The 13,999-nt window shown below is 68.1% G+C and carries 6 protein-coding genes; 2 read left to right on the plus strand and 4 right to left on the minus strand.

The genetic code is table 11. The features are described 5' to 3' along the window. Positions 1 to 19: 19 nt before the first annotated feature. The 3 genes from ACO6VK_RS08010 to ACO6VK_RS08020 form a co-directional block, all read right to left on the minus strand. The gene (locus ACO6VK_RS08010; RefSeq protein WP_422506362.1) at positions 20 to 3,832 is read right to left on the minus strand and encodes a LamG-like jellyroll fold domain-containing protein; all 3,813 of its coding nucleotides are present in this window, start codon (positions 3,830 to 3,832) and stop codon (positions 20 to 22) included. A 152-nt stretch (positions 3,833 to 3,984) separates the two neighbouring features. Beyond that, entirely contained in the window at positions 3,985 to 7,155 is a 3,171-nt protein-coding gene (locus tag ACO6VK_RS08015) for a TonB-dependent receptor (RefSeq protein ID WP_422506363.1), read from the minus strand. A gap of 229 nt (positions 7,156 to 7,384) precedes the next feature. After that, positions 7,385 to 10,117 carry a TonB-dependent receptor gene (locus tag ACO6VK_RS08020; protein WP_422506364.1) on the minus strand — a complete coding sequence of 911 codons (2,733 nt, stop codon included), beginning with the start codon at positions 10,115 to 10,117 and terminating at the stop codon, positions 7,385 to 7,387. A gap of 272 nt (positions 10,118 to 10,389) precedes the next feature. Between ACO6VK_RS08020 and ACO6VK_RS08025 the strand changes: the two genes are divergently transcribed. Further along, entirely contained in the window at positions 10,390 to 11,406 is a 1,017-nt protein-coding gene (locus tag ACO6VK_RS08025) for a sugar kinase (RefSeq protein WP_422506365.1), read from the plus strand. Then, positions 11,393 to 12,031, plus strand: coding sequence for a bifunctional 4-hydroxy-2-oxoglutarate aldolase/2-dehydro-3-deoxy-phosphogluconate aldolase (eda, locus tag ACO6VK_RS08030; RefSeq protein WP_422506366.1), 639 nt, complete (start codon positions 11,393 to 11,395; stop codon positions 12,029 to 12,031). Before ACO6VK_RS08025 ends, eda begins: the two co-directional genes overlap by 14 nt. A gap of 15 nt (positions 12,032 to 12,046) precedes the next feature. Here the strand turns inward: eda and ACO6VK_RS08035 are convergent, their stop codons facing one another. Continuing rightward, positions 12,047 to 13,942: a sigma-54-dependent Fis family transcriptional regulator gene (locus ACO6VK_RS08035; protein ID WP_422506367.1), complete on the minus strand. Its 1,896-nt coding sequence runs from the start codon at positions 13,940 to 13,942 to the stop codon at positions 12,047 to 12,049. Positions 13,943 to 13,999 lie beyond the last annotated feature (57 nt).

Genomic DNA, 13,999 nt, shown 5'->3' on the forward strand with positions numbered 1-13,999 from the left:
GAAGCCATGCCGCTCGCGGTTACTCCACCGGCACCACGTTGTTGAGCTGCGTCACTTCAGCACCGCCATCGGGCAGCATCACCCGCACCCGCAGGCCCGCGCGGCTGGCGGCCGGCAACGGCAGCGCCACGGTGGTGGTCTTCGGCACCAGGTCGAGGGGCGCGTCCATCGCCGGGATCTCGACGCGGGCCACTTCACGCCCGTTCGCGTCTTCAAGCACCGCCGTTCCCACCGGCGTTGCCACGTGGCCCAGGCTGTGCACGGTGACGTGCACCTGACGGCCGTCCACCCGCACATCGCCACGGCCGACGCCGAGGTCGGGGCGCTGCTCGACCGGCGTACCGGCCTGCACCAGCACGAACTCGAACACCTGGCTCTGGCCGGGTGCGAAGCGCAGCGTGGTCGACGCACTGCGCTCCAGCGTGAGCTCCCGCGTGGTCGCCTTGCCATCGATCCTGTCGTCGCCGTCGCGATCCACGCCGCTGGTCATCCGCCATTGCCCGGCGGTGACGTTCCAGGTGGTCATGTCCGCCTCCACGGCCCGCTTGCCCAGGTTGTAGGCAATCACCTTGAAGCGGTCCGGCGAGGGCGCGTGCACCAGCAGCGCCACCTGCTCGGCCGCATCGGGCTGGGCGAACCGCCAGCTGACGGTATGCCCCGGCCAGCTCTGGTTGCGCTTGAGCGCGATGCCGCCCAGGCGCGCACGCTGCAGGAACTCGCTGGGCGCTTCGACACGGTCGGACCACCAGTGGCCCTCGGTGTTCATGTACTCGCGTTGCGCCTTGGCCTGGATGCCATCGGCATGCAGCGCCTCAAGGTAGGTTTTGTCGCCGGTGGCCTGCCAGGCCATCAGGCTGGAGAAGCCGGTGTTGCCGCCGTCGGCGTCGGCGATGAAGCGCGGATTCCACTGCGCGCCACGCCCCAGCACCTCGACGTAGTTCTCGCCCAGGTTGGAGAGCGCACCCGGGCCGCCGCGCTCCACGCGGTAGTCCAGCGCCTTGAGGTACTTGTCGTCGCCGCTCCAGCGCCATGCCGCCCAGAACGTGTGCATGACATCGCCGCTGCCCGAGCCGCTGTTGAGCTCGCCGCCGCGGGTTTTGCCGGTCGCCCAGTGGATCTCGTTGGGCAACGCCCAGCGGCCCTTGTCGTCGGTATAGGCATGCGCCAGGTAGCTGTCGGCCAGCCCGGTGACCAGCTTGCGGCCGGTCGGATCGGCGTTGTACTGGCCGATCAGGAACGCCGGATGCAGTGCCGGGAACGAGTAGGGCTTCTGCCACTGCCAGTTCGGGTCGCGGTACACCTTGTTGCCACCGAACCAGTTGCTGGAGAACAACAGGTGGCCCTGCGGGTTGGGCAGGATGATGCGCTCGTCGAAGGCCTTCACCGTCTCCATCAGGCGCTCCACGGTCAGCGGATCGCCCCAGTTGAGGTACAGCATCGCGCTGTTGGTGTTGATGCCCTCTTCGTAGGCGTGCAGCTCATCGGTCTCGATGGTGCTCAGGCCGTTGCTGAACATCCCGTTGCGGTACACCGCATCGGACAGCGCGGTGAGCGAGGCGTTGAGTCTGTCCGGCTGCACGCCCATGAGTGCCAGGCCCGGCCACTGCTGGGTCAGGTCGGAGTCGTCGGAGATGCCGCCGCCGAAGTCGCCGTAGGCGACCTGGCGATGGTCGATCCACCAGTCGATGAAGCGGCGCACGTAGCGCAGGTCTTCTGTCTGCCGGAACGCCCACAGCGGCACGCCCTTGGGCGCCTCGGGCTGGGTGAACGGCGGTTTGCCCTGGCTGTTGTAGCTGATGTAGTTCCAATACAGGCGGCCGAGCGCATGGTCCGGATCGACCCGCAGCAGGTCGCTCAGGTCGGCGTACACGCGCGCGTACAGGCGCTGGCGCTTGGACGTGGTGTGTTCTTCGACCAGGAAGCCCCAGTTGTCGCGGACCTGGTTGAAGCGGTCGGCCAGATGCTCCTTCTTCGCCTCCTCGCGGTCCTTGTAGACCATCCGGATCTCGGCGCCGTCCAGCGTGCCCGCGCTGAAACCGGGCGCCGCCGAAGCGATGGAGATCCACAGGCTGTCGGCGGTGAGGATGCGGTCGCGCAGGTCCAGCCATAGCGTGCGCTTCTGGCCCGGCTTCACCGAGACCGACACGTCGATCATGTCGCGCGCCGGCCAGATCGGGTCCTTGATGCGGATGTTGAGCGGAATCAGCCCGTCGCGCGTGGCCGGCAGGTCGAGCGCCGGCAGGTCGATGGCAACCCCGTCCAGGCCGTCGTGCATGTTTTCCCAGCTGTGCGCCCAGCTGCGGATCAGCGGCTGCGCGGCCGGCGCGTCGCTGACCCCGGAAGGAATCAGCACGTGCACGATCGGCAGTGGCTGTGCCGGCAGCGTGTCGGCGCCACGCCGGCGCGAGCCGGCGCCCTTGGGCAGGGCCATCACGGTGCTGCGTTCGGCGGGCGGGTAGCGGCCGTCGATGTAGGCGCGCAGGTCGGCGATGTTGGTGTAGTCGGGCAGCGCCTGGCTGTCGATCAGATAGCGCTGCTTGACCGTGCCGTCCGGCTCGGCGGCATCGCTGACCTGGTAGGCCCAGATCTCCTGGATCGGCGTTTCCTGCTCGGTGTTGCGGAAGTGCAGCACCCCGCCGGTCTGCGCGGGAATGTCGTTGACGCTGCGTACCACGCCCTGCGGCCGCTGGAACAGCGCCTGCGCCGACTGGTCGCCTACGCTGTGGCCGAGCCCGCCGAAGGCCGCGCCGCGCACCTCGATGCGGTTGACCGTCTCACCCTCGGGCAGGGTCAGGTCGAGCTGCTGGCCGCCGTCCACATACGTGTTCCAGTCCGGCAGCTGGAAGTAGTCGTTGCGGCCGGGCAGGCGCGAGCGGTTGTACACGCCCGGCCAGGTGGTCTCGGCAATGCCGTCGGTGGCCTTCCACATCCACTGCTTGTGGTCCTTGGCATCGGCGAACTCGACCTTGCGGATCGTGGTGGTCGCGGTGGCCAGTGCCGGGGGGGGCGCGGCGTCCCAGCCATGCCGGTGGTTCCAGGCGCGCATCGGATCGACCGGCGCAACGGCGGTGGTGGGCGCGGCGTTGCGGGCCAGCGCGGCCATGCCGGCCGGGTCGAGCAGGCGGTCGTAGACGCGGATCTCGTCCAGGTCGCTGCCGCGCAGGAAGTTGTAGCGGCTCTGCACCTGGTAGGGCGCCATCACCCGGCCGGCCAGGCCGAGCTGGTCCAGCGCCGCGTCGTAGTCGGCGGTGGTGTCCTGGCGGGCCACCTCCCTGCCATCCACGTACAGGCGCACGCCGTGGTTCTCATCCCAGCCGAAGGCGATGTGCTGCCACTGCTGCGCTGATGGCATCCGGTCCAGCCGGAACGACACGCGCGTACGCGCCAGGTTGGCGTCGGTAACGAAGGCGTCGAACCCGTGGCCGTTCCAGTCGATGCGCAGCCAGGCCATGTCCCAGCTGCTGTGGTCGGCATAGCCGACCCGGAAGATCACGAACGGCGCTTCGCCCACCGCGTAGCGCGGGCGCCAGAAGAAACCCAGCGTGCCGCGCTGGGCCTGGATGTTGCCGGGCGCGTTCCACGACAGCACGCCATCGTCGGCCCACTGGATGGCGCGGCCGTGGGCCCCATCGGCCACCGGCTTCACCTTGTCCTGGAAGTTCGGCACCGGATCGCCGGCGGCGGTGTCCGCGTCCAGGCCATGCTCGGCCGACACGTGGAACAGCAGCTGTGGCGCGTTCTGCGCCCAGGCGGGGCCGCTGGCAAGCAGCAGCGCCAGCAGGCTGGCGGAGAGGCGGGACGGGCGGAGCAGGGCAGGAGCAGCGCGGTGCATGGGGCCTTCCTTTCGACAACGGTGACGGTACAGCGGAACCAGGCGGGGCCGTCACCCCGTCAGGGCGGTCGTCCGCCGCGGCACCGCGCCCGCCAGCCCGGAGAGACGGACGGCAGCGGACGCGATACCCGGGGCGGACGCCGAAGCACGGGTCAGAACTTGTAGCGCAGGCCGACGTAGTACTGGCGGCCGGTGTGGGTGTAACGGTCGGGCAGCGACAGCGCCGAGTCGACGTAGCGCTCGTCGGCGGTGTCGAGCAGGTTGATCGCCTCGAAGGTCAGCGAGAGCTTCTTGTTGACCTTCCAGGACATGTTGAAGTCCACGTTCTCCACGCTGTACTTGCCCTGCACGTCGGCGGTGGCGTACTGGTTGTTGTCCAGGTCCCAGACGTTCTCCTGCGACAGGATGGTGCTGATGTAGGCGTCGCGGTAGCTGGTGGAGACGCGGGCACTGAAGCGGCCATCGTCGTAGTACAGGGTGGCGTTGTACGAGTTCGGCGACAGGTTGAGCAGGTCGTTCTCGGTGTACGTGGTGACGATGGTGTTGCCGGTGCCGGAGCTGAAGATGTATTTGATCTTCGAATCGACGTGCGTGTAGTTGAGCTGCACGCCGAAGTTGCGCCAGAAACCGGGCAGGAAACTGAAGGGCTGCTGGTAGGTCAGCTCGTAGCCCTTGAGCGGGCCGCCCGGGGTGTTGAAGTAGCTCTGCACATTGAACACCGTGCCCGGGCTGAAGCCGCTCGGCAGCAGGTCCAGCGAGTAGCCCATGTCTTCCCAGGTGGTCAGCAGGCGCGTGCGCTGCACGTAGCTTTCGATGTCCTTGTAGAACACCGCGGCCGAGAGCAGCCCGCCTTCCTGGAAGTACCACTCCGCGCTCAGGTCGTAGTTGGTGGAGCGGAACGGGTCCAGCTTCGGGTTGCCCAGGTTGATCGAGTAGCTGCGGTCGTCGTCGAAGTACGCCGTCGGGCCGCCGCTGACGCTGGGCGACAGGTTGGACAGGGTCGGGCGGGCCATCGTCTTGGCCGCGCCGAAGCGCAGCACCACGGTGTCGGTGAGGTCCCACGCCAGGTTCAGCGAGGGCAGCCAGTCGTCGTACGAATGGCCCACCTGGGTGCCCACCAGCAGGCGCTCGCCGGCATCGGCGGTGGCGCTTGCCACGCCCAGGAACGGTTCGCACGCTGCGGACAGGTCATTGGCATTGGCGGCCGTGCACGGCGCATAGCCGGACGCGGTGATGTCGGTGCGCACGTAGCGCACGCCGACGTTGCCGCGGAACGCACGGCCGAGCAGGTCGGTGTTGAAGTCCAGCTGCAGGTAGCTGCCGTAGCTCTTCTCGTTGACGTCGAAGTTGTTGTTGGACGCGCCGAAGTGGCCGACGCTGGCCAGACGGTAGTCGCCGCCGAGGGTGCCGGTGTTGCAGTTGCAGTAGATGTCCAGCAGCTTGGCGATCTTGTTGAAGTCCGGCACCAGCCAGCCGCTCGGGATGTTGCCGTCCAGACCCTTGCCGAACCCGTCCAGGGTGGTGCTCAGGTCGCCCACGCCCACACCGGCCGGCAACGCCTGCGACAGGCGCCCGTAGCTGATGTTGCGGAACTCCTGGGTGCGCATGTCGTAGTCCTTGTAGGCAAGGCCGCCGCGCAGGGTGAAGGTGGGGTTGATGGCGAAGGTCAGGTCGACCTTGGCGGTGTCGAAGCTGTTGTCCACGTACTGCGGGTTGAGCCGCACTTCGCTGATGTTGCCGCCGCGCGCGGTGCCGTTGGCGTTCACCGGCGTGCTGCCGTAACCCAGCCACTGCCAGTTGTTGGCACTGCCCAGGTCGAACGGGAAGGTCATGGTCGGCACCTTGCCGCCATTGCGCATGTCCAGCACGAAGCCGTCGAGGTTGCTGTTGTCGAAGCTGACCATCGAGAAGATGGGGCGCTCGTAGTTCGATTCGGAATGGCCGACCAGCGCATCCAGGCGCACCGCGTCGTTGAAGCGGTGTTCCAGGTTCAGGCTGAACTGCTTGAATTCGGTGCTTTCCTCGATCGCGGTGGACTCGGTGCGGAAGTCCACGTTGTCGAACACGCCATAGACCAGGCGGTTCTGTTCGTCGGCCTGCGCCTCGCGCACCACGATCTGGGTCTTGCCGCCGTACTGGGCGGTGCGATGCAGGTTGGCGCCGATGGAATCTTCGCGCACGTTCTTGTCGAGCTTGGAGTACAGCATGTCCAGGTTCAGCTGGGTGTCGTCGCTGACCTTGAACTGCAGCGCGCCGGTGATGCCCAGGCGCTCGATCTCGTGGTCGGTGCGCACATAGCGCGGGTAGCGCGGAATCCAGGCGTTGGTGGCGGTCTCGTAGGCGGCGATGTTCTCGGCGGTCGCCGCCGGGCGATCCAGGCCGGGACCGCAGTGGGTCGCATCGATGCCGTAGCTGCCCCAGCCGTTGTTGCGCGCCTGGTTGGCGGCGCTGCCCACACCGGCGGCGGTTTCATTGGCCAGCGGGTTGCGCGGGGTCTGCGGGTCGTAGCCGGCCGGGCTGCAGAAGCCGTAGGTGCCGTTGTTGGTGGCCGTGCTCTGGTTGGAGTTGCGGTAGTTGCCGTGCTCCCAGCGGACCGGGTTGTAGCCTTCCTCGTAGATGGTGCGCTTGCTGTAGGCCACCGACATCAGCGCGCCGACGCGGCCATCGGCCCAGGTGTTGCTGATCAGACCGGAGATGCGCGGGTCCTTGTTGCGCGACAGTTCGTTGAAGCCGTACTGGCCGCCCAGCGAGGCCTGGAAGCCCTCGAAGTCGAACGGGCGCGAGCCGCGCAGGTCCACCGTCGCGCCCAGCGAGCCCTCGTCGGTCTGCGCCGACTGGGTCTTGTTGATCTTGACCCGGCTGAAGAGCTCGGAGGCAAAGGTGTTGAAGTCGAAGCCGCGGCTGCGGTTGACGCCGGTGGTGCCGCTGCCGGCGGTGGACAGCGCTTCCAGGCCGTTGATGCGCACGCGGGTGAAGTCCGAGCCAAGGCCGCGCACCGAGATCTGCTGGCCTTCGCCACCTTCGCGGTCGATCGAGACGCCGGCGATGCGCTGCATCGACTCGGCCAGGTTGAGGTCGGGGAACTTGCCGATGTCTTCGGCGTAGATCGCATCGACCTGCTCGACGCTGTAGCGCTTTTCATCCAGCGACTGCTGCAGGCTTTCGCGGTAGGTCGCCTTGACCTCGACCTTGTCCAGGTCCACTGCATCCACCGCCGGCGCCTGCTGCGCCGAGGCGATGCCGGCCATGCCCTGCAGGGCGAACGCGATCGAGACCGCGAGCGTGGTAACCGGTGTCTTTTTCCGTGGGTACTGTCGTTCCATCGTCTGTTCCCCTCCCAGGGTGCGCCGCCATGCGAGCGTGAAGTGGTGTGGTGCGCACGGGCCGCGTCTGACACCGATGGTCAGCCGAAACGTAACAAACCCTTCACGCGCGGGCATCTTGCGCCGCAGCAGCGTGATCGCGATTGCGTGGGTAGGACGAACGGTGAAAGCAGGCGCGCGCGCGGCCGGCGGCGTGATCGCTCACGCCGCCGGATGCTTCGCGGTTGAATCAGAATTTGTAGCGCAGGCCGAGCAGGTACTGGCGGCCGGTTTCGGTGTACTGCAGCGGCAGCTTCCACTGCGAGCCCACCCATTCGTCGGAGGCTTCGTTGGTCAGGTTGACTGCTTCCAGGCTCAGTTCGAGCTGGTCGCTGATCTTGTAGCGCACCGACGCATCGATGACCGTCGTGCCGGTCATGCCATGCACGTCGAAGCCGGCTTCGGTGGCGGGCACCTGGGTCAGGTAGTCATCGCGGTTGGTGGCCGACACGCGCGCGGCGAACACCGGGCCTTCGTAGAACAGCGTGGCGTTCCACGAGTTCTTGGACAGGCCGGTCAGATCGGTGTTGAGCGAGTTGGCGCCGGTCGCGGTGAGGTACTGGATCTGCGAGTCGACGTAGGTGTAGTTCAACTGCAGGCCCAGGTTGGACCAGCTGCCGGGCAGGAAGGTGAAGGGCTGGATGTAGTTCGCTTCCAGGCCCTTGAGCTTGCCGCCGGGGGTATTGAGCGGAACGCTGAACACGAAGTCGTCATCCGGGCCGGCACCGGTGCCGTCCAGCAGGCTCAGCGGCAGGCCGCTGGACGAGTACGGGCGCACTTCGCGCGCGGTCTGCACGGCGCTCTCGATGTCCTTGTAGAACAGCGCCAGGCCCAGCATCGCGCCTTCGCTGAAGTACCACTCGAAGCCGAGGTCGGCCGTGTTGGCGCGGATCGGGTTGAGGTTCGGATTGCCGCCGCTGACGGTACGCGCGCCGCCGCTGACATTGACGGTCACGCCGGGGGTCAGGCTGCCCAGGCCCGGGCGTGCCATCACCTTGGCCGCGCCGAAGCGCACCAGGAAGTCCGGGGTCAGTTCGGCCACCAGGTTCATCGACGGCAGCGTGTCGCTGTACTCGCGGTCCACGGTGCTCTGCACCGGTGCGCCGCTGACGGTGGCATAGCCGGTGGAGCTCTGCTTGGTCTTGACGTAGCGCACGCCGAAATTGCCCGAGAACGGGATCGACCCCAGCTCGGTGGAGAACTCGCCCATCAGGTAGCCGCCGCGGTCCTTCTCTTCCACGCTGCGTGCGTTGACCACACGCTCGGTGAGGGCGAAGGTGCCGGTGTTGCTGTAGATGCCGAACAGATCGTTGAAGGCATCGATGTTGGGCACTACCCAGTTCGACGGCGAGCCGGTGATGCCGCCCAGGCCGGCCTGCTGCGTCATGTCCGCCGGCACCTGCTTGTTGCCGCTGGCGAAGTTGGGCACGGACGTTTCAGAGCCACGCCGCCATTCGCGCGTGGCGAAGCTGTAGTCCTTGCCGAGGAATCCACCCTTCAGGCGGAAGCCGGGGCTGATGTTCCAGTTGAAGTCGACCTGGGCGGTGTCGAAGTCGTTCTTCACCCACTGCGGGCGCAGGCGGATTTCAGCCAGGGTCCAGCCGTTCGGATCGGTGGGATCGATGCCGTAGTTCAGCACCGGGAAGCGGCTGTTGCCGCGGTAGTCATAGCTGTAGCCCTTGACGTTGAGCTTGTCCATGATGACCGTGGTCTGGATCGGGTTTTCGTGCTCCGAGCGCGAGGTGCCGATCTTGCCGCTGACCTTGAAGTCGTCGGTGAACTGGTGCTGCGCGTTCAGCGCGAGCTGCTTGAACACCGTGTTCCACTCGTCGTGGCGGTTTTCCGAGCGCACGTCGACGTTGTCGAACACACCGTAGACCAGCGCGTTGTCGCGGATTTCGCCATCGCGCACGATGGTTTCCGGCTTGCCCTGCTGCGAGGCACCGCGGCTGAACGAGATCGCTTCGATGTAGTGCTCGTCGCGCGTGGCGTCGATCTTGGAGTACAGCGCATCCAGCGACAGCTCGGTGCGGTCGGTCGGCTTCCACTGCAGCGAACCGGTCACGCCCAGGCGCTTCTGGTGATGCTCCATCTGCACGTAGCGCGGGAAGCGCGGGTGGTTGACGTCGGCGGCCAGCGCCGGCCTGTACGTCGAGGCCTGGTTGAACCCGCCGTTGCTGGTGCCGCCGGCCCAGCGGCCGGTGTTGGACCCTTCTTCGAGCAGCTGGCGCTCGGAGTAGGCCACCGAAAGCAGCGCACCGAAGGTGCCGTCGGCGAAGGTGTTGGAGATCAGCGCGGCCATGCGCGGATCGGCCTTCTGGGCCATGTCGTTGTAGCTGGCCTGGCCGCTGGCGGCGAAGGTGAAGCCGTCGTAGTCGAAGGGCTTGGCGGTATTGAGGTCCACCGTGGCGCCCAGCGAGCCTTCCTCGACGTCGGCCTGCGCGGTCTTGCGCACGATCAGCTGCGAGAACAGGTCCGAGGCGAACACGTTGAAGTCGAAGCCGCGGCCACGGTTGGTGCCGCCGGACTGGTCGCCGCTGCCAACGGTGGTCAGCGCTTCCATGCCGTTGATGCGCACGCGGGTGAAGTCCGGGCCGAGGCCGCGCACGGAGATGTTGCGGCCTTCGCCGGCATCGCGGGTGATGACCACGCCGGGGATGCGCTGCAGCGACTCGGCCAGGTTCAGATCGGGGAACTTGCCGATGTCTTCGGCGACGATCGCGTCGACCATGCCCGATTCACCGCGCTTGATGTCCAGCGCTTTCTCGACGCTGGCGCGGTAGCCGGTGACGGTGACGGTGTCCAGATCGGTCGGATTGGTGGTGCCGGCCTCCTGGGCCCATGCACCGCCGCTCAGCGCCAGTCCGATCGACAGCGCGAGCAAGGTAACCGGTGTCTTTTTTTCAGTGTTTCGAGATTGCATGCCTTCCCTCTCCCAAAGGTGCTACATGAAACAGCTATCCGGCGACATGTCAGTGCAATGACACCGCTGGTCAGGGCGGACGTTAACAGTCCGTTCGGAGCAGGGCATCTTGCACCGCAACAGACTTTCAATGTCCCGTAGACGCTTGCGGGACAATGCTTCCGACATTCGGAGCAGGTGGACGAAGGGCGTTGCACCGCTAGAATGACACCGCTAGCCATTGTCGCGCCTGCCCTCCCGGCCGGTGCGGCCTTCACAAGGACCCGGTAACCATGAGTCGTGTCGTCTGTTTTGGAGAGTTGTTGCTGCGCATGAGCGCGCCTGGCCGGGAGCTGCTGCTGCAGACCCCCCAACTGGCGGTGCACGCCGGTGGCGCCGAGGCCAACGTGGGCGTCAGCCTGGCCCACCTCGGGCATGAGGTGGCGATGGTGGGTACCGTCGCGGACAACGCGCTGGGCGCGTTCGCGCTCGGCGAACTGCGCCGGCACGGTGTGGATACCCGCGCGGTGCAGGTGCGCGAAGGCCGCATGGGCCTGTACTTCCTCACCACCGGCGCGGTGCAGCGTGCCAGCGAAGTGGTCTACGACCGCGCCGACTCGGCCTTCGCGCTCAGCCGTGCCACCGATTACGACTGGGATGCCGCGCTGGATGGCGCGCAGTGGCTGCACCTGTCCGGGGTGAGCCCGGCGCTCAACCCGACGATGGCCCAGGCCACTCTGGCCGCCGCGCGCGCGGCCTGCGAACGCGGTGTGGCGGTGTCCTTCGACGGCAACTTCCGCCCCTCGCTGTGGGCACGCTGGCAAGGCGATGCGGCGGGCATCCTGCGCGAGCTGTTCGCCTGTGCGCAGGTACTGTTCGCCGATTACCGCGACATCGGCGTGGTGCTCGGCGGCGAGTTCGCGCAGGCGCAGCCGCAGGAGCGCGTGGACGCGGCGGCGGCGATGGCCTTTGCGGCGTTCCCGCGGCTGCAGTGGATGGCCTGCACCCAGCGCACGCCGCACAGCGTGGACAACCACGCGCTCGGCGCGATGCTGCTCGGCCGCGACGGCACCCGTGCAGTGGCGCCCACCCGCGAAATGGTCGGCATCGTGGACCGCATCGGCGGTGGCGATGCCTTCGCCGCCGGCATTCTGCATGGCATGATGCGCGGCTTCGCGCCGGAGGCGATCGTGCGCTTCGGCCTGGCCGCCGGATGTCTCAAGCATTCGATTCCCGGCGACTTCAACCCTGTCAGCGAGGCTGACATCATGGCCCTGACGGGCGAGGAGCGATTCGATGTCCGGCGCTGATCCGCGCGTACGCGCAGTCCTGAAGCTGGCCCCGGTGATTCCGGTGTTCACCCCCGAGAGCGTCGAGGACGCGGTCGAGGTGGCCCGCGCGCTGTTCAACGGCGGCCTGCCGGTGATCGAAGTGACCCTGCGCACCCCGGTGGCGATGGACGCCATCCAGGCAATGGTGGAGGCCGTGCCCGACGCGGTGGTCGGTGCCGGCACCGTGTTGACGGCGGCGCAGATGGAACAGGTGAAGGCCGTGGGCGGCCGCTTTGCGGTCTCGCCCGGTGCCACCGACCGGCTGTATGCGGCCGCGCGCGATACCGACCTGCCGTTCCTGCCGGGCGTGGCGACCTCCTCCGAGCTGATGCGCGGCCTGGAGAACGGGCTGGATACGTTCAAGTTCTTCCCGGCGGTACAGGCGGGCGGCGCGGCGATGCTGTCGGCCTGGAACGGCCCGTTCGGCGATGTGCGGTTCTGCCCCACCGGCGGGATCAGCGCGCAGACCGCGCGCGACTTCCTGCACCTGCCCAACGTGCTGTGCGTGGGTGGCTCGTGGTTGACCACCCGTGCCCTGCTGCAGGCGCGCGACTGGGCCGGCATCGAGCAGCTGGCGCGCGAATCGGCCGCACTGGTCGGCTGACCGCCGCGCCCGCCGTCAGTGACGGCGGCGGGCGCTCTCGCCGACCCGGCGGTACAGCGTGCTGCGGCTGATGCCGAGCAGGCGGGCCGCCTGGGCGACGTTGCCCCCGCAGCGCGCCAGTGCCTCGCGCATGGCCTCGGTTTCAATCGCGTCCAGGCCCCTCTCCGGCGCACCGGGGTGCTCTGCGCGCGACGCGCCCGGCGCATCGCGCAGGTAGCTGGGCAGGTCGTCGTGGCCGAGCACCTGGCCGGCATCGCTGAGTGCCACCAGCGTGCGCAGGCAGGCGCTCAGCTGGCGCACGTTGCCCGGCCACGCATACGCGGCCAGCGCATCGAAGGCCGCCGCATCCAGCTGGCGGCCCTGTCCCAGCCGTTCCCACAGGCCCTGCACCAGCGCTGCGCGGTCCGGGTGCGCGCGCAGCGGCGGCAGGGCCACGCAGTGGTCGGCGATGCGGTAGTACAGATCACTGCGGAAGGTACCGGCCGCCATCGCCTCATCGAGGTCGCGATGGGTGGCGCAGATCAGCGCGAAGTCCAGCTGCACCGGCTTGCCGCCGCCAAGCGGCGACAGCGTGCGTTCCTGCAGCACCCGCAGCAGGCGCGGCTGCAGGGCCAGCGGCATGTCGCCGATCTCATCCAGGAACAGCACCCCGCCCTGCGCCTGCCGCAGCAGCCCGGTGTTGCCGGTCTTGCGCGCGCCGGTGAACGCGCCCTCCTCATAGCCGAACAGCTCGGCCTCGATCAGCCCTTCCGGCAGTGCCGCGCAGTTCACCGCCACGAACGGCTTGTCGGCGCGTGCGCTGCGCCGGTGCAGCGCGCGCGCGAAGACCTCCTTGCCGGTGCCGGTCTCGCCCTGCAGCAGTACCGGCAACTGAGCATCGAGCACCCGGCACGCACGCGCCAGCGCCTGCTGCTGGGCCGCATCGAACAGCGGTGAGGCGTCCAGGCGTGGCGCCGATGCGCTGACCCGCGCGGGGGCCACCACAGGCGTACGGCCCACTGACGGCGGCGCACGCCGTGCCGGGGCCTGCCCAAGGTGGCCATACAGCGCGCGGCCCTGGCGGTCGATCAGCGCGCCGTCATCGTGCAGGCGCGACAGGGGCACATCGAACAGCGCCTCGTAGGACGCGCGCCCGAGGTCGCCGTGTTCCAGGCCGAACAGCGCCAGCCCGGCGCGGTTGGCCGCCACCAGCCGCCCGCCGCGGAAGCCGAACACGCCTTCGCGTGCGGTGCCCAGCAGCGCGGCGTCGTGATGCAGGCGCACCACCTCGCAGTCGCCCAGGCCGGCGTCGAAGTAGCGGTGTTCGATGTGCGCCACCGCCTGGCGCGCCAGCACCCGGGCGTGCAGGTGCTGCAGGCGCGCGTCGCCGGAGATGTCGAGCACGCCCACGCGCTGGCCGTACGGGTCGAAGATCGGGGTGGCCGAGCAGGTCAGGATGCCGTGCGGGGCGAAGTAGTGTTCGCCGCCGCGGACTTCCACCGAGCGCCCCTCGACGATCGCGGTGCCGATGGCGTTGGTACCCACCGACGTCTCGTCCCAGCGCACGCCCGGCATCAGCGCCACACGGCCGGCCTTGTCGAGGAAATCCGGGCTGCCTTCTGCATCCAGGATCCAGCCGGCCTCGTCGGTGAGCAGCACGATGCTGCCGGCCACCGCGATGTCGGCCGCCAGGCCGTCCAGTTCCGGGCGGGCCAGCCGCCACAGGGTCTCCTGGCGCTGCCGCAGCTCGCGCAGTCGCGCATCGGGCAGCGGCGCCACGTCCGGCTGTGCATCCACTGACAGCCCGCCGCGCAGGCAGCGCTGCCAGGACTGCAGGATGGTATCGGGCACGATCCCGATCGGCGCGGCACCCCGTTCAAAGAACGAACGTCGCGCGTTGCCGACGCGGTGCTGGAGCGGAAGCTGGGACACCTGATTTCTCCAGTGTCGCAATCTGCGACAGTTGTAGCGGGGCCTGTTCCGATAAAC

Origin of the sequence: Stenotrophomonas sp. GZD-301, from assembly GCF_049310345.1 — a bacterium.
Taxonomy (GTDB): Bacteria; Pseudomonadota; Gammaproteobacteria; order Xanthomonadales; family Xanthomonadaceae; genus Stenotrophomonas.

Bases quoted from the DNA above. Each gene is read 5' to 3' on its own strand.
- ACO6VK_RS08020 (WP_422506364.1), bottom strand. From the start codon at position 10,117: ATGCAATCTCGAAACACTGAAAAAAAGACACCGGTTACCTTGCTCGCG.
- ACO6VK_RS08025 (WP_422506365.1), top strand. From the start codon at position 10,390: ATGAGTCGTGTCGTCTGTTTTGGAGAGTTGTTGCTGCGCATGAGCGCG.
- ACO6VK_RS08010 (WP_422506362.1), bottom strand. From the start codon at position 3,832: ATGCACCGCGCTGCTCCTGCCCTGCTCCGCCCGTCCCGCCTCTCCGCC.
- eda (WP_422506366.1), top strand. From the start codon at position 11,393: ATGTCCGGCGCTGATCCGCGCGTACGCGCAGTCCTGAAGCTGGCCCCG.
- ACO6VK_RS08015 (WP_422506363.1), bottom strand. From the start codon at position 7,155: ATGGAACGACAGTACCCACGGAAAAAGACACCGGTTACCACGCTCGCG.